A 14,832-nucleotide genomic window follows, 5' to 3' on the forward strand; every position below is an offset into this window, starting at 1 on the left:
AAAAAGGTCCGCTGCAATGACCGCCATGACGCACTGTCTGGACCGCCCGGGATTCCTGCCCCGCCTGTCTTCCCTGCACGTACGCCGCGAGCGTCTGGCGCAGCCGTTGCTGACCTCGCCCGCCCGGGTGAGGTTGCTCTGCGCGCCGGCAGGCAGCGGCAAGAGCGCGTTGTTCGCCGAGTGCCTGTTGCAGGCCCCGGCGACGTGTACGGTGCACTGGCTGGCGTTGAATGGGGTCGCCTCGAGTCCTGAGGAGTTTTCTCGGGCGGTGGCCCAGGCACTCGGGTTGGTGGTCGACAACGAGGCGCAGTTGCTGGCCTGCCTGGCTCGTTGGCAGACACCCACCTGGTTGTTTCTGGATGACTACTGCCGTGTGCCCGCCCCGCAGCTCGATGCCCTGCTCGATCGCCTGTTGACCCATAGCAGCCCGGCCCTGACCTGGTGGCTGGGTGGGCGTAGGCGGCCGCACTGCAACTGGCCACGCTTATTGCTCAACGATGACCTGTACGAGGGCGCCGGCCCCGAGCTGGCGTTCAGTCGTGGCGAAATCCAGCAATTGATCGTCCAGCTTCCCCATTCGTTGTGCGCCAATGCCAGCGAACGGATCTTCCAGCGCAGCGGTGGCTGGTGTGCCAGCGTGCGCGTGGCTTTGCAAGATGGTAACGGCCGCAGTGCCAGCGAGCTCAAGGAGGGGCGCTCGGCGATCATGCTTGATTACCTGCAGCATGAGCTGTTCAGCGGCTTGGCACCGGAGTGGGTCGAAGCCTGGCGAGTGCTGGCCCATCTGCCGCGATTTAACCTGGGGTTGTGCGAGCATTTGTTCGGCGCGGGCGAGGGTGGGCACTTGATGCGAACCCTGCAGGAGTTGGGGTGTTTCATCGAACCCTGGGAAGACTCCGCCGAGTGGCTGCAGGTCTTTGCACCGGTGGCGCAACTGGTGCGCGATGAGGCCTGGGAAGCCGGTCGCTCATGGCATCGGCGGGCCTGCCAGTGGTTCGTCGCTGGGCAAGACTGGCAGGCGGCGTTCGAACAGGCGTTGTTGGCCGACGAATACGAAATGGCTATCAGTCTGTTGCAACACTTTGGCTTCGAACATTTGTTCCAGCAGCACAACGTGGTGTTGTTGTTGCGCCTGTATGAACAGCAAGGCGCGGATTTGCTGCTGTGCAGTGCGCAACTGGTCGGGTTGATCACGGCTGCCTTGCTGTTTGCCGGGCGCTTCGAAGAGGCTGGCCTGTGCATCGAGCACATGGCGCGTTTTGCGCCGCAGCCGTCCGCCGCACAGCAGCGCGAACTGGTGGCGCGTTGGCAGGCGCAACAGGGTTGGCTGCTGCACCTGCAGGGGCGGATGGCGCCGGCCCGCGGGCATTTTCTCGAAGCCCTGGAGGACCTGCCGGTCAGCGCCTGGCCCGCTCGCTTGCTGTGTTTATCCGGCCTGACCCAACAGGCCTTGCTGCGTGGCGAGCTGGATGTCGCGCAGGCGCTCAATCGCGAGGCGCTGTGCCTGGCGCGAGCCCAGGGCGCGTTGCTGTTCGAGGGCCTGCTGGAGCTCGATCACGCGCAGTTGCTCGAGCAGCGCGGTGCGCCCCATCGCGCGGAAAGCCTGTTGAGCGGCATTCACCAGTTGCTGTGCCAGCATGCCAGGTCCGCCACCCCGTTGCTGGGGCGAATTGCCCTGCGGCGCGGTCGGTTGGCGTTGTGCCAGGGGCAGGAGGCTCGGGCCATCGAGTTTTTCGAAAGCGGGCTCGAGGCTTGTTTGCGCAATCACGACAAACGCGTGCTGTATGGGTACCTGGGCCTGGCGCAGGTGGCCGCCAACCAGGGGGATTTCGCCCAGGCTTTTATCCATTTGCGCGACGCTGAACGCATGATGCAGCGCCGGCATATTCCCGACACGGTGTATCGCGGGGTACTGCTGCAAGTCAGCAGTCACTTCTGGTTGCAACAGGGGCGCCCGGAACTGGCTCACGAAGCCCTGACCCGGGTGCTGCGCCATTACCACGGACCGCAGGCCCGACAGGCCCCGCCGGCGAGCCTGGAACTGATTCCGCGCCTGGAATACCTGTTGGTCGTCGCCCAGGTGTATCTGCACCAGGCCTCACAGCCGTTGGCGCAGCTCAATGCCCAACTGCTGCAGGCGCGTCAATGCGGGATGCTGGGGCTGGAAACCGTGCTGCAACTGAGCGTGGCGCAGGTGGCGTGGCTGTCGGGCCAGCCCGTCGAGGCCAGGGCGGCGCTGCAGGCTGCGCAGGTGCTGGTCGAACGCTGCAACCTGCATCAGGTACTGGCAGAGTTGCAACGCAGCCTGCCGTGCTTGTTTGTTGCGCCGCAGACCCAGGCGACAACACCGGAGCCGGCGCCGGCGTGCGTTCGCGACAATCCCCTGAGTCAGCGCGAAATAGAAGTGCTGAGCCTGATCGCCCAAGGCAACTCCAACCTGCAAATCGCCGAGCAGTTGTTCATTTCCCTGCACACGGTCAAGACCCACGCCCGGCGGATCAACGGCAAGTTGGCGGTCGAGCGGCGCACCCAGGCCGTGGCAAAGGCCAAGGCGCTGGGCTTTTTCGCCTGAGCTCAGGCCGGGTGGGTGCCGCCGTCATGCCCCATGCGCCAGCTTACGGCCCGAGTCGCGGCCAGCAGGCGCTGGGCGGCCGGGCCGTTTTCGTCGGCATGGAACAATGAGGTCGGACCGACGATGGTCAGCACTGCGGCGACCTGCCCGACGGCGTTGAACACCGGTGCCGAAAGCGCATCCACCCCCGGCATCAGCAAACCGTGTACATGGTGCAGGCCGCGTCCGCGAATCTGTTCGCACAAACTGGCGTAGGCCAGTTCACTGGCCAGTGGATGGGACTGGGCTGCGCCGACTTCCTGCTCACGCAACTCGGCAGTTTCGCGGTGGGGCAGGTAGGCGCTGAATACCAGTCCTGTGGACGAACTCAACAGCGGCAGGACCGAGCCGAGTTGGGTCACCACCGTGACTGCTCGCACCGCCGGCTCGATATGCACCACGGTCGCGCCCTGGTTGCCCCAGACCGCGAGGAAGCAGGTCTCGTTCAGTTCGTCGCGCAGCTCCGAGAGGGGCAGGGCGGCGACTTTCAGCACGTCCATACTGTTCAGTGCGGCCAGGCCGACACGCAGGGCCTCGCGTCCCAGGCCGTAGTGATTGGTGGCGGCGTTCTGCTCGGCGAAACCGCTGGCAATCAGCGCCTGCAGGTAGCGGTGCACCTTGCTCGCCGGCATCTGCACATGTTCGGCCAGGCGCGACAACGAGGTCGAGGGCGACAGCTCGGCGAGGGCCTTGAGGATGTCGGTGCCCACCTCAGCCGAGCGGACTTTCTGTTTACCGTTGCTGTCGCTGGTGGCGCGCGGCTTTTCCATGGTGGGGTCGTATCTATAGATGAATGGGCGTCTTTATAGCTTGACGGTCAATACCAATCAAATTACGTTATGCGTAATCGAATTACGATAAAAATAACCTGGACGTGCCAAAACTCTGAAGCGGAGCCATGGCCACGGCCTACTCCCTGTTCAGGAGGCTCCATGAACCTCGATTCAACGGCGCCAGCGCTGGCTTACCAGTCAGGCTTTGGCAACGAATTTTCCAGCGAGGCCCTGCCCGGCGCCTTGCCCGTCGGCCAGAACTCGCCACAAAAAGCCCCTTACGGCCTCTACACCGAACTGTTCTCCGGCACCGCGTTCACCATGGTGCGCAGCGAAGCGCGGCGGACCTGGATGTACCGCATCCAGCCCTCGGCCAATCACCCGGCATTCGTCAAGCTGGAGCGGCAGTTGGCCGGTGGCCCGCTGGGCGAGGTCACGCCCAACCGCCTGCGTTGGAACCCCTTGGCCATTCCTGCCGAGCCGACCGACTTCATTGACGGCCTGGTGAGCATGGCGGCCAACTCGGGGGCGGAGAAACCGGCCGGCATCAGCATCTATCACTACGGCGCCAATCGCTCGATGGAGCGGGTGTTCTTCAACGCCGATGGCGAGTGGTTGCTGGTACCGCAGGCGGGGCGTTTGCGCATCGCCACCGAGCTTGGTGTGCTGGAGCTTGCACCACTGGAAATCGCCGTGCTGCCACGTGGCCTGAAATTTCGTATCGAGCTGCTCGATCCGCAGGCTCGTGGCTACCTGGCGGAGAACCATGGCGCGCCTCTGCGCCTGCCGGACCTGGGGCCGATTGGCAGCAATGGCCTGGCCAACCCGCGGGACTTCCTGACCCCGGTCGCGCACTACGAAGACCTCCAGCAACCGACCACCCTGGTGCAGAAATTCCTCGGTGAGTTGTGGGCCTGCGAGCTCGATCATTCGCCATTGAACGTGGTGGCCTGGCACGGCAATAACGTGCCGTACAAATACGACCTGCGACGGTTCAACACCATCGGTACGGTGAGCTTCGATCACCCGGACCCGTCGATCTTCACCGTGTTGACCTCGCCGACCAGCGTCCACGGCCTGGCCAACCTCGACTTCGTGATCTTCCCACCACGCTGGATGGTGGCCGAGAACACCTTCCGTCCACCTTGGTTCCACCGCAACCTGATGAACGAGTTCATGGGCCTGATCCAGGGCGAATACGACGCCAAGGCCGAAGGCTTCCTGCCCGGCGGTGCGTCCTTGCACAGCTGCATGAGCGCCCATGGCCCGGACGGCGAAACCTGTACCAAGGCGATCAACGCCGAGCTGGCGCCGAGCAAGATCGACAACACCATGGCCTTTATGTTCGAGACCAGCCAGGTGCTGCGCCCAAGCCGCTTCGCCCTCGATTGCCCGCAACTGCAAAACACTTACGATGCTTGCTGGGCCTCGCTGCCCGCCACTTTCAACCCGAACCGGAGATAACCCATGACCCAGACCACCCCCACTCGTAGCTGGGTTGCCTGTGCCAACGGCCACGCGGATTTCCCATTGCAGAACCTGCCGCTGGGCGTGTTCAGCACCCAGGGTTCGGCGCCGCGCAGCGGTGTGGCGATCGGCGAGCAGATTTTCGACCTCGAGGCAGCGCTCGACGCCGGCCTGTTTGACGGCGCGGCCCGCACGGCGGTGCAAGCCACCCGTGGCGGTCAGTTGAACGCCTTCTTCGAGCTCGGTCGGGGCCCCCGTGTTGCCCTGCGCGAGCGCTTGCTCGAACTGTTGGCCGAAGGCAGCACCCTGCGCGGCAAGATCGAAGCCCAGGGCGCCAAACTGCTGCACCTGGCCGCCGACTGCCAGATGCACCTGCCGGCCCGAATCAACGACTACACCGACTTCTACGTGGGCATCGAGCACGCGCAGAACGTCGGCAAACTGTTCCGTCCAGATAACCCGCTGCTGCCGAACTACAAGTACGTGCCTATTGGCTACCACGGCCGCGCGTCGACCATTCGCCCGTCCGGCACCGAGGTCCGTCGCCCGAAAGGCCAGACCCTGCCAGCCGGTCAGAGCGAGCCGACTTTCGGTCCGTGCGCGCGCCTGGACTATGAGCTGGAACTGGGGATCTGGATCGGCCAGGGCAATGCCATGGGCGACTCGATTGCCATCGGCGACGCCGCTGAGCACATCGCCGGTTTCTGCCTGCTCAACGACTGGTCGGCACGCGATATCCAGGCCTGGGAGTACCAGCCACTGGGGCCGTTCCTGTCCAAAAGCTTCATCACCAGCATCTCGCCCTGGGTCGTTACCGCCGAGGCCCTGGAGCCTTTCCGTCTTGCCCAGCCGGCGCGTCCGCAGGGCGATCCGCAACCGCTGCCGTATCTGCTCGACAACCGCGACCAGGCCGCGGGGGCCTTTGATATCGAACTGGAAGTGCTGTTGCTGACCGAAGCCATGCGCGAGCAGAATCTGCCGGCGCACCGCCTGACCCTGAGCAACACCCAGCACATGTACTGGACCGTGGCGCAGATGGTCGCGCACCACAGCGTCAACGGCTGCCAGTTGCAGGCCGGCGACCTGTTCGGTTCGGGCACCTTGTCGGGGCCTGAGAGCGGTCAGTTCGGCAGCCTGCTGGAAATCACCGAGGGCGGCAAAAAACCGATCGAGCTGGCATCCGGCGAAGTGCGCAAGTTCCTCGAGGACGGCGACGAAATCATCCTGCGCGCGCGTTGCAGCCGTGACGGTTTTGCGTCCATCGGCTTCGGCGAATGCCGGGGCAAGATCCTGCCAGCGCGCTGAGAGGATCGGCCAATGGAGCTCTTTACCTACTACCGCTCGACCTCGTCGTTCCGGGTGCGCATTGCCCTGGCACTCAAGGGCCTGGATTACCAGGCGCTGGCGGTCAACCTGATCGGCCCACAAGGTGGTGAACACCGTCAGCCGGCCTACTTGCAGATCAACCCGCAAGGCCGGGTGCCGGCCTTGCGCACCGATCAAGGCGAGTTGCTGATCCAGTCACCGGCGATCATCGAGTACCTGGAAGAAGCTTATCCACAGGTGCCGCTACTGTCCGGCGACCTCGCCCAGCGTGCGCACGAGCGTGCGGTGGCGGCGTTGATTGGCTGCGACATTCATCCACTGCACAACGTCAGCGTGCTCAACAAGCTGCGTCAGCTGGGCCACGACGAGCCACAGGTGGTGGAGTGGATCGGCCACTGGATCAGCCAGGGGCTGGCGGCCGTCGAGCAGTTGATCGGCGACGCGGGCTACTGCTTTGGCAGCGCACCGGGGCTGGCGGATGTGTACCTGATCCCTCAGCTGTATGCAGCCGAGCGTTTCAACTTAAGCCTTGAAGCCTATCCACGGATTCGCCGGGTCGCCGCGCTGGCAGCCCTACACCCGGCGTTCATCCAGGCCCATCCGGCCAATCAGCCGGATACTCCGTAACGGCGGCTCCAAGCATTCAATACTGGCGGGGGTGTGCCTGGATCAGGCGCAACCCCCAGCCGGTCGCGAAGGTGCCGTCGGTGTGTGGCAGGTGATCGATTGCGGTTTTGAACCGCTCCTGCAATTGCACGCGGGCGGCGGGTGTCAGCCGGTCGACGTCGTAGGTGGCGCTGAGTGATTGCCAGAGCTCGGCGAAGTCGGGCTGCCAAGCCACATCGATGTCTTGCACCGTCACCTGCTCGAAGTCGGCGCTGAACAGCGCTCGCCAACCCTCCTCGGTACGCATGCGCGGATCACCCATCGGTAAATGCGCCAAGGCGTCCTGCTGCGCCACCTGGCGAAATACCTGCAGATACGCCTCGCCCACCGCACCCAACAGAAACCCCCGGCCAACGATCGTCGCAACCTTGCCGTCCTTGCGCAGCACGCGGCGTATTTCGCTGAGCACTTGCTCGATGTCGTCCATCAACATCAGGGCCAGATGCGACACCACCACGTCGACACTCGCCGTGCCGAGCGACAGCGCCTGTGCCCGCTCCTTGATCAGGCTGACACTGGCGGGCAAACGCGCGCGGGCTTCGTCCAATTCAGCCTGGCTGAGGTCGACGCCGGTCAACTGCAGTCGTTGCGGATAAAGTTGCTCGAGCAGTTCCAGCAGATAGCCGTTGCCGCACGCCAGGTCCAGTACGCTCAGGCTGGCGGACGAGCTCGGTAGGGTGGCTGTCAGCGCGGCGTAGGACGATGCATGCTGTTCGCTGCACAAGTGGGCAAACGCGACGCTGGTGGTGCCAGGTCGGCGCTGGTGGAAATCTTCCAGGAAACGTTCCGCAGGTGAAGGTAAGTGCATGACAGCCTCGTCCGTGGTGGCGCAAAAAATCCAGGGCGCCAGTGGACCATCCATCGCTTCAATGCACAATCGAGTTGGGTGGCAGATGCCCCAGGCGTTCAGTCAGGCGCAGGCGCTGGATCGGGTCGTCGCTGAGCAGCAGGGCGTGCTCCAGGTCGAAACGTTCGGCGTTGGGGCAGTCCAGGCGCTGGTAAAGGCTGGCGCGGGCCAGGTAGTCGCTGGCGTTGGCATTGCCCAGTTCCAGCACCCGCTCGGCATCGATCAGCGCGCCGATGCAGTCGTCGTTGGCCAGGTACAACTGGCGCAGGTTGCGTGACAGGCGCTGGAGCATCTGCAGCGGCTCGCTGGTCAGCAGGTGCTCGGCGTTGAGGGGCATGTTCGGGCCATATTGGCGCTGCAGCAGCTCCCGGCAATCGTTGGGATACAAGCGTCGACCGCCGCAGGGGTCGAGCAGATGATCGGCGCCGGGTACCCGTAGCAGGAAGTGTCCGGGGAAGTTGACCCCGACCATGGGGATCTCCAGGCGGCGAGCCAGTTCCAGGGCGATCAGGCCCAGCGCCAGCGGCTGCCCGCGGCGCCGCTCCAGGACCTTGTTGAGCAAGGCCGCCTGTGGACGCAACGGGGTGGCTTCGTCCTGCTGGTAACCCAGGTCGTTGAGCAGGCGCAGCAGCGGTTGCGCCAATTCGCTGACCGGCAACATCGGCAGGCCACTGCTGACCCGCTGCACCAGATCCTTGAACTGTTCCAGCAATACCGGCGGTTGCACCTGCGCATCGTGCTCGGCCGCGATCCACAGCGCTGCTTCAAAAAGCGCCGGGGGCGAGCGTTGCAGGCAGGCGAAAAAAGCGTGGCGCGGGTTCATTGAAATCTCCGGCGAATGCCCCGTTTTAGCCCCGTCGCAAGCATTCGTCCAGTGCCGCGCGCGAGGGCGTGCAAGTTATGCCGGAAAGCCTTGGCGCGGGGCTTTGCTTATTCCGGTGCGCTCCAGCAATTTTTGCCCGCGCGCCTATACTGGCGACTACTGGAAGTGATTCGGGAGCCCCACGATGTTCGCTCTCATGCAAAGCACTCGCCTTGAATCTCTACACCTGAGCGTCGACCCAGCCACCGGGTTGAAGGCCGTGATTGCCATTCATTGCAGCCGTCTGGGACCTGCCCTGGGTGGGTGCCGTTACCTTGCCTACCCCGACGATGAAAGCGCCGTGACGGATGCTGTGCGCCTGGCCCAGGGCATGAGCTATAAAGCGGCCCTGGCGGGCTTGCCCCAGGGTGGCGGAGTGGCGGTGATCATCCGCCCGCCGCATGTGGAAAACCGCGCGGCGCTGTTCGAGGCTTTCGGGCGCTGTGTCGAGCAACTCGATGGCCGCTACATCACCGCCATCGACAGCGGCACCTCGGTGGCTGACATGGACTGCATCGCCCAGCAAACCCAGCATGTCACCAGCACCACCGCCTCAGGCGACCCATCGCCACATGCAGCGATGGGCGTGTTCACCGGTATTCGTGCGACCGCCATGGCGCGCCTGGGCAGCGATAACCTGGAAGGCTTGCGCGTTGCGATCCAGGGCCTGGGCAATGTCGGTTTTGCCCTGGCTGAGCAACTGCATGCCGCGGGGGCCGAGTTGCTGGTCAGCGATATCGACCCGGGCAAGGTGCAACTGGCGATGGAGCAGTTGGGCGCCCATCCGATTGCCAACGAGGCACTGCTCAGCACCCCCTGCGACATCCTTGCGCCCTGCGGCCTGGGCGGGGTACTCAACAGCCACAGCGTGGCGCAGTTACGCTGTGCGGCGGTGGCCGGTTCGGCCAACAACCAGTTGACCAACCTCAGCGTCGCCGACCAACTGGAGGGGCGTGGCATCCTCTATGCGCCGGACTATGTGATCAACTCCGGTGGGCTGATCTACGTGGTGCTCAAGCACCGCGGCGATGAGTTGTCGAGCATCACCGGGCATCTGTCGCAAATCAGATCGCGCCTGACTGAAGTCTTCGCCCATGCCCAGGCGGAAAAACGCTCGCCAGCGCGGGTGGCGGACGAACTGGCGGAACGCCTGCTTTATCGCTGAGCTCCCATTCCCCAGGCCTGCCCGTGTTCAAGGCGGGCCAGTATTGTTCGCGCTATTTTCAGCAAGAGCCGCTCGGTGAGCATTTTTTGTCACGCCGGGCTTGCGGCCGTCCGCGGTTTTTTCGGCAAGGTAGAGGCTGGCTAAATTTTGCCGATGGACGAGAGGGTCGTAGATGAGCTTTCAAGCACCTTTGCGGGACATGCGCTTTGTCCTGCATGAACTATTCGATGTAAGTGCCCATTGTGAGTTGCTGGGTAACGGCCTTGATCGGCAACTGATCGATGGCGTGTTGGACGAAGCGGCGCGTTACACCGCGCAGGTGGTGGCGCCGCTCAACCGCAACAGCGACGAACAAGGCGCCACCCTGGCCAACGGTGAGGTCAGCACCCCCGACGGTTTCCCCCAGGCCTATCGACAGTACGTCGACAACGGCTGGGCCAGCATGACCGGGCCGAGCGAATACGGCGGACAGGGTTTTCCACAGATGGTGGCGGCGAGTTTTCATGAAATGCTGATGGCCGCCAGCCTGTCGTTTCGGGTGTACTCCGGACTAACCGAAGGCGCGGTGCTGGCCCTGTACAAACACGGTGACCAGGCGCTGAAAAACCTCTACCTGGAAAAAATGGTCAGCGGCACCTGGACCGGCACCATGTGCCTGACCGAACCCCAGGCCGGGACCGACCTGTCACTGCTACGCACCCGCGCCGTACCCCAGGCGGACGGCAGTTATGCGGTGAGCGGCAGCAAGATCTTCATCAGTGGTGGCGAGCAGGATCTTTCCGAGAACATCGTGCACCTGGTGCTGGCCCGATTGCCGGATGCCCCGGCCGGGGTCAAGGGTATCAGCCTGCTGCTGGTGCCCAAGTTCATCGCCGGTGCCGACGGCGGCCTGGGGCGGCGCAACAACCTGAGTTGTGGGGCCATCGAGCACAAGATGGGGATCAAGGGCACCTCGACCTGCGTGATGAACTTTGACGGTGCCAGCGGCTGGATTATCGGCGCGGCCAACCAGGGACTGGCCTGTATGTTCACCATGATGAACGACGCGCGTTTCCAGGTTGGCCTGCAAGGCCTGGGCATTGCCGAGCGGGCGTTCCAGGGATCCTTGAGCTACGCCCGCGAACGCTTGCAGTCGCGAGCGCTGGAAGGCTCTGCCGCGCCGGACAAAGCCGCCGACCCGATCATTGTCCACCCTGACGTGCGGCGGATGCTGCTGACCCAGAAAACCCTGCTCGAAGGCTGCCGCATGGTGGCGGCCTACACCGCGCAGCAACTGGACCTGGAACATGCCCACCCGGATGCCCAGGCGCGCAAGCAAGCGAGCCAGCGCGCGGCGTTGCTAATCCCGATCGTCAAAGCGTTTTTCACCGACATGGGCCAGGAAGTCGCCAGCCTCGGAGTGCAGATTTACGGTGGCCACGGTTTTATCCGCGAGTGGGGCATGGAGCAGTTGATGCGCGACAGTCGCATCACCCAGATCTACGAAGGTACCAACGGCATCCAGGCGCTGGATTTCATCCGTCGAAAACTGCTCGCCGATGGCGGCCAACAGCTCACTGCGCTGCAGGACGAACTGGATCAATGGTGCGCCCGTCACGCCTTGTCGAGCGAGTTGAGCACGCTGGTCCTGGCGCTTGAGACGCGGGTGCTGGAATGGCGAACGCTGACGACTCACGTGATCGCCACCAGTGCGGTCAATGTGCAGGAGATTGGTGCCTGCTCCGTGGACTTCCTGCAGTACTCGGCCTATGTGCTGTTGGCCGGCTTCTGGTTGCAGGCGGCAGCCTGTGCCGAAGCGGCCATGGCCGCCGGCACCGAGGAAGTCGAGTTCTACCGGGCCAAGTTGAACAGTGCGCGGTTCTACAGCGACCGGATTTTGCCTCGGGCCAGTGCCCATCGCGAGGCAGTCCTGGCGGGAGCGGAGTCGCTGATGGCGATGCCCGAAACCAGTTTCGCCTTCTAATCGCTACAGGCATGAAAAAGGCCCTGGATCAGTGATTCAGGGCCTGTTCAATTCTGCCGGTAATTACTTCGCGGCTTTGACCGCCTTGGCCGGTTTGGCAGCCTTGGCGGGTTCGCCTGGCTCGACCTCTGCGGCGGGTTCAGCAGGCTCGACCGCTGGTACAGCCGGGGCAGGGGCGCTGAGCAGTTCGGTCAGGGCGTCCGGCTGGCTCTTGAACGCCTTGGCGAACACATCGCGATTCTTCGCCATGTAGATACCGGCTTCTTCCACTTGCTGTTCGGTCAGGGACGGAACGGCTTTTTGCAGCACTTGTGCCAGAAACTCGGCGAGTTCGAGCATTTTGTCATGACGGTCAGCTTCGGCTTTATCCATGAACAAGCGCTCCAGATCTCGGCTGCTGCGGTATACCACTTCGACGGCCATTTACCACCTCACATGCCTTCACATTAGTTGTCTATTGCGACTACTGTATTTATATACAGCGAAAGGATAAGCCAATCCCGGTCCTTTGGGTAGTCGCTTTTTAATCTAGACCGGTTTCACGGTTTGTCAGGTGGCGCTATGCCATGCTCCGCGCAGTGCTCAGACACACAAAGTGTCCAATCCCGGTCCACCGTCATCTCACATCACAGCCGCTGGCCTTTTTTCTGCATGCAGAACAACAGTCATATCGAACCCGCATCATCCGGTCGAACCGACCTAAGGAACAATTACCGTGAAAATCCATTGGGCGGAGCGAATTCGCCAGAACGTGCATGAGCTGGCGGAAACCCTGGGCAACCTGTTCGTCGAAACCTTCCATTACCTGGCCCTGTTCGCCATTGGCGCGGTCACGGCCTGGGCGGCGGTCATGGAATTTCTTGGCATGATCGAAGAGGGACACATCAAGATCGACGACATCTTGCTGTTGTTCATCTACCTGGAACTGGGGGCGATGGTCGGGATTTATTTCAAGACCAACCACATGCCCGTGCGGTTTCTGATCTACGTGGCGATCACCGCCTTGACCCGCCTGCTGATCTCCAACGTGTCGCACCACAACCCGCCGGACGTGGGTATCATCTACCTGTGCGGCGGGATTCTGCTGTTGGCGTTTGCCATCCTGGTGGTGCGTTATGCCTCTTCGCAGTTCCCCTCGGTGAAGATCGAGCACCCGCAACGCAAGGTGGGTGCCGGCTCCAGTGAGCACCCGGAAGTCGAGAAGGGCGAGCTTTAAGGCCGGGCTGACAGGGGCAGGGCGGCCTTGGCCAGCGGCGGCGGCAACTTGAGGTTGTCGCTGTCGGTCATGGCTTCGAGAATAGCCATGGCGCTATGCCCTTGCTCGATGGCGATGCCGAACTGAATGCTTTGCACCAGCCGTTTCAAACGCTGCGGATCGTTGCGCTGGGCGACGCTGATCATCCGCTTGGCGACGATGCGCCCGGCGTTGGACAGGGTCAGCATGATGCCGCCGTCCAGCCCCTGAATGCTCAGGTTGATCTGATAATCGGCGGCAAAGGTGTCGGTAATCAGTTGGAAGGGGTTGTCCATAATGCGTCACCGCTTGATTGGATCGTGCAGTCATTGACCGACTGCGCCCGCAATTGTTCGCAGTTCCGGACCGTCGGCAGATAGCAGTGACGTAGCAAGGGGCATGCCCGCGGGGGTGATCACCTGAAGATCAGCGAGCCTGACCCCATCCTGTGGGAGCGGGCTCGCCCGCGATAGGGCCGGCACAACCAGCATCGGCGGCGCCTGATACTGCGCTATCGCTGGCAAGCCGCAAGCGGGCACCAGCTCCCACATGGAGCAGATGAGCGGCATCAGCCGCTCAGCCTCCAACGGTCCGTTTCAGGGCAGAACGGAGTAGATGATCGCAGACAGTGCAATCAGGCCGATCACAACCACGAACACGTTCGACACTTGGCCCGAATACTTGCGCAGAGATGGCACGCGACGAATCGCATACATTGGCATCAGGAACAGCAAGCACGCGATGACCGGCCCGCCGAGGGTTTCGATCATGCCCAGGATGCTTGGGTTGAAAGTCGCCACGGCCCAGCAGCTGAGAATCATGAACAGTGCGGTGGCACGGTTCAGCCAGTTGGCCGACATCACCCGGCCACGGCCGCGCAGGCTCTTGACGATCAGGCCCTGGAAACCTTCACTGGCGCCGATGTAGTGGCCCAGGAAGGATTTGGTGATCGCCACCAGCGCAATCAACGGTGCGGCGTAGGCGATGACCGGGGTCTGGAAGTGGTTGGCCAGGTACGACAGGATCGAGATGTTCTGCGCCTTGGCAGCCGCCAGGTCAGCGGGGGACAGGGCCAGCACGCAACTGAAGCAGAAGAACATCACCGTCAGCACCATCATGCTGTGGGCGACGGCGAGGATGCCGCTGCTTTTCGCTTCGGCCTGGGCACCGTAGCGGTGCTTCTGGTCGACGGCGAAAGCCGAGATGATTGGCGAGTGGTTGAACGAGAACACCATCACCGGGATCGCCAGCCACAGGGTCTTGAAGAACACCGGCAGCGGCATGCCCTCACTGGCGGAAGCGAAGAACGCGCCGTTCCAGTTCGGGATCAGGCTCAGGGCCAGCAACAGCAAGGCCGCGACAAATGGGTACACCAGCACGCTCATGGCCTTGACGATCACGCCCTGGCCGCAACGCACGATCGCCATCAGGCCGAGGATCAGCACCAGCGACAGCACCGCCCGCGGCGGCGGGGTGATGTGCAACTGGTGTTCCATGAAGCTGCCCAGGGTGTTGGTCAACGCCACGCTGTAGACCAGCAGGATCGGGAAGATAGCGAAGAAGTACAGCAAGGTGATCAGCTTGCCGGCACCGACGCCGAAGTGTTCTTCCACCACCTCGGTGATATCGCCGGAGCGCCCCGACAAGACAAAACGGGTCAGGCCGCGGTGGGCGAAGAAGGTCATCGGGAAGGCCAGCACTGCCAGTACCAGCAACGGCCAGAAGCCGCCGACGCCGGCATTGATCGGCAGGAACAGGGTGCCCGCACCGATGGCCGTGCCGTAAAGGCCGAGCATCCAGGTGCTGTCGTGTTTGCTCCAGCCCTTGTGGGCTGTTTGCGTAGCGTGGGTCAGATCTACAGCGGGGTTTTCGGCAGCAGGTGTACGTACATCGGTCATCGTTTTGGCCTCGTTATTAT

Annotated in this window: 12 protein-coding genes and 1 pseudogene; 7 read left to right on the forward strand and 6 right to left on the reverse strand. The window is 63.1% G+C overall.

Features of this window, described 5'->3' with window-relative positions; genetic code table 11:
* Nucleotides 1–16 precede the first annotated feature (16 nt).
* Nucleotides 17–2,572 carry a LuxR C-terminal-related transcriptional regulator gene (locus CKW24_RS17345; RefSeq protein WP_095169394.1) on the forward strand — a complete coding sequence of 852 codons (2,556 nt, stop codon included), beginning with the start codon at nucleotides 17–19 and terminating at the stop codon, nucleotides 2,570–2,572.
* Between the two features lie 2 nt (nucleotides 2,573–2,574).
* On the opposite strand, the gene CKW24_RS17350 is transcribed toward CKW24_RS17345, so the two are convergent.
* Entirely contained in the window at nucleotides 2,575–3,381 is an 807-nt protein-coding gene (locus CKW24_RS17350; protein ID WP_095169395.1) for an IclR family transcriptional regulator, read from the reverse strand.
* Nucleotides 3,382–3,543: 162 nt separating this feature from the next.
* On the opposite strand from CKW24_RS17350, the gene hmgA reads away from it, so the two are divergent.
* The 3 genes from hmgA to maiA are packed head-to-tail and all read left to right on the forward strand — an operon-like array spanning nucleotide 3,544 to nucleotide 6,804.
* A complete protein-coding gene (hmgA, locus tag CKW24_RS17355; RefSeq protein ID WP_095169396.1) occupies nucleotides 3,544–4,848 on the forward strand; it encodes a homogentisate 1,2-dioxygenase in 1,305 nt (434 codons plus the stop codon).
* A gap of 3 nt (nucleotides 4,849–4,851) precedes the next feature.
* A complete protein-coding gene (fahA, locus tag CKW24_RS17360; protein ID WP_095169397.1) occupies nucleotides 4,852–6,156 on the forward strand; it encodes a fumarylacetoacetase in 1,305 nt (434 codons plus the stop codon).
* 12 nt (nucleotides 6,157–6,168) lie between these two features.
* On the forward strand, nucleotides 6,169–6,804 hold the full coding sequence (gene maiA, locus CKW24_RS17365; protein ID WP_095169398.1) for a maleylacetoacetate isomerase: 636 nt from the start codon (nucleotides 6,169–6,171) through the stop codon (nucleotides 6,802–6,804).
* 16 nt (nucleotides 6,805–6,820) lie between these two features.
* Here maiA and CKW24_RS17370 read toward each other — a convergent pair whose 3' ends face one another.
* Both CKW24_RS17370 and CKW24_RS17375 read right to left on the reverse strand, forming a co-directional pair.
* On the reverse strand, nucleotides 6,821–7,651 hold the full coding sequence (locus tag CKW24_RS17370; RefSeq protein ID WP_095169428.1) for a class I SAM-dependent methyltransferase: 831 nt from the start codon (nucleotides 7,649–7,651) through the stop codon (nucleotides 6,821–6,823).
* A 58-nt stretch (nucleotides 7,652–7,709) separates the two neighbouring features.
* Complete coding sequence (locus CKW24_RS17375; RefSeq protein ID WP_095169399.1) at nucleotides 7,710–8,513, reverse strand: SirB1 family protein; 804 nt, start codon at nucleotides 8,511–8,513, stop codon at nucleotides 7,710–7,712.
* Between the two features lie 184 nt (nucleotides 8,514–8,697).
* On the opposite strand from CKW24_RS17375, the gene CKW24_RS17380 reads away from it, so the two are divergent.
* Together CKW24_RS17380 and CKW24_RS17385 are read left to right on the forward strand one after the other, a co-directional pair.
* Nucleotides 8,698–9,717 carry a Glu/Leu/Phe/Val dehydrogenase dimerization domain-containing protein gene (locus CKW24_RS17380; protein WP_095169400.1) on the forward strand — a complete coding sequence of 340 codons (1,020 nt, stop codon included), beginning with the start codon at nucleotides 8,698–8,700 and terminating at the stop codon, nucleotides 9,715–9,717.
* Nucleotides 9,718–9,889: 172 nt separating this feature from the next.
* Nucleotides 9,890–11,680 (forward strand): acyl-CoA dehydrogenase C-terminal domain-containing protein, encoded by a 1,791-nt coding sequence (locus tag CKW24_RS17385; protein ID WP_095169401.1) that lies wholly within the window; start codon nucleotides 9,890–9,892, stop codon nucleotides 11,678–11,680.
* Between the two features lie 168 nt (nucleotides 11,681–11,848).
* Here CKW24_RS17385 and CKW24_RS17390 read toward each other — a convergent pair.
* A pseudogene (locus tag CKW24_RS17390) lies at nucleotides 11,849–12,103 on the reverse strand (YebG family protein); the annotation flags it as partial.
* Between the two features lie 292 nt (nucleotides 12,104–12,395).
* Here CKW24_RS17390 and CKW24_RS17395 point away from each other — a divergent pair.
* On the forward strand, nucleotides 12,396–12,896 hold the full coding sequence (locus CKW24_RS17395; protein WP_095169403.1) for a phosphate-starvation-inducible protein PsiE: 501 nt from the start codon (nucleotides 12,396–12,398) through the stop codon (nucleotides 12,894–12,896).
* Here the strand turns inward: CKW24_RS17395 and CKW24_RS17400 are convergent.
* Nucleotides 12,893–13,210: a DUF3509 domain-containing protein gene (locus CKW24_RS17400; protein ID WP_095169404.1), complete on the reverse strand. Its 318-nt coding sequence runs from the start codon at nucleotides 13,208–13,210 to the stop codon at nucleotides 12,893–12,895. The two genes, CKW24_RS17395 and CKW24_RS17400, sit on opposite strands and share 4 nt — an antisense overlap.
* A gap of 300 nt (nucleotides 13,211–13,510) precedes the next feature.
* The gene (locus CKW24_RS17410) at nucleotides 13,511–14,812 is read right to left on the reverse strand and encodes a serine/threonine transporter (RefSeq protein ID WP_095169429.1); all 1,302 of its coding nucleotides are present in this window, start codon (nucleotides 14,810–14,812) and stop codon (nucleotides 13,511–13,513) included.
* Nucleotides 14,813–14,832: the final 20 nt, after the last annotated feature.

The organism is Pseudomonas sp. Irchel 3H3, from assembly GCF_900187635.1.
GTDB lineage: Bacteria > Pseudomonadota > Gammaproteobacteria > Pseudomonadales > Pseudomonadaceae > Aquipseudomonas.

Excerpts from the sequence above, each read along its gene's own strand:
- fahA (WP_095169397.1), top strand. The coding sequence starts at position 4,852 with ATGACCCAGACCACCCCCACTCGTAGCTGGGTTGCCTGTGCCAACGGC.
- CKW24_RS17410 (WP_095169429.1), bottom strand. The coding sequence starts at position 14,812 with ATGACCGATGTACGTACACCTGCTGCCGAAAACCCCGCTGTAGATCTG.
- CKW24_RS17345 (WP_095169394.1), top strand. The coding sequence starts at position 17 with ATGACCGCCATGACGCACTGTCTGGACCGCCCGGGATTCCTGCCCCGC.
- CKW24_RS17375 (WP_095169399.1), bottom strand. The coding sequence starts at position 8,513 with ATGAACCCGCGCCACGCTTTTTTCGCCTGCCTGCAACGCTCGCCCCCG.
- hmgA (WP_095169396.1), top strand. The coding sequence starts at position 3,544 with ATGAACCTCGATTCAACGGCGCCAGCGCTGGCTTACCAGTCAGGCTTT.
- CKW24_RS17350 (WP_095169395.1), bottom strand. The coding sequence starts at position 3,381 with ATGGAAAAGCCGCGCGCCACCAGCGACAGCAACGGTAAACAGAAAGTC.
- CKW24_RS17385 (WP_095169401.1), top strand. The coding sequence starts at position 9,890 with ATGAGCTTTCAAGCACCTTTGCGGGACATGCGCTTTGTCCTGCATGAA.
- maiA (WP_095169398.1), top strand. The coding sequence starts at position 6,169 with ATGGAGCTCTTTACCTACTACCGCTCGACCTCGTCGTTCCGGGTGCGC.
- CKW24_RS17370 (WP_095169428.1), bottom strand. The coding sequence starts at position 7,651 with ATGCACTTACCTTCACCTGCGGAACGTTTCCTGGAAGATTTCCACCAG.
- CKW24_RS17400 (WP_095169404.1), bottom strand. The coding sequence starts at position 13,210 with ATGGACAACCCCTTCCAACTGATTACCGACACCTTTGCCGCCGATTAT.
- CKW24_RS17380 (WP_095169400.1), top strand. The coding sequence starts at position 8,698 with ATGTTCGCTCTCATGCAAAGCACTCGCCTTGAATCTCTACACCTGAGC.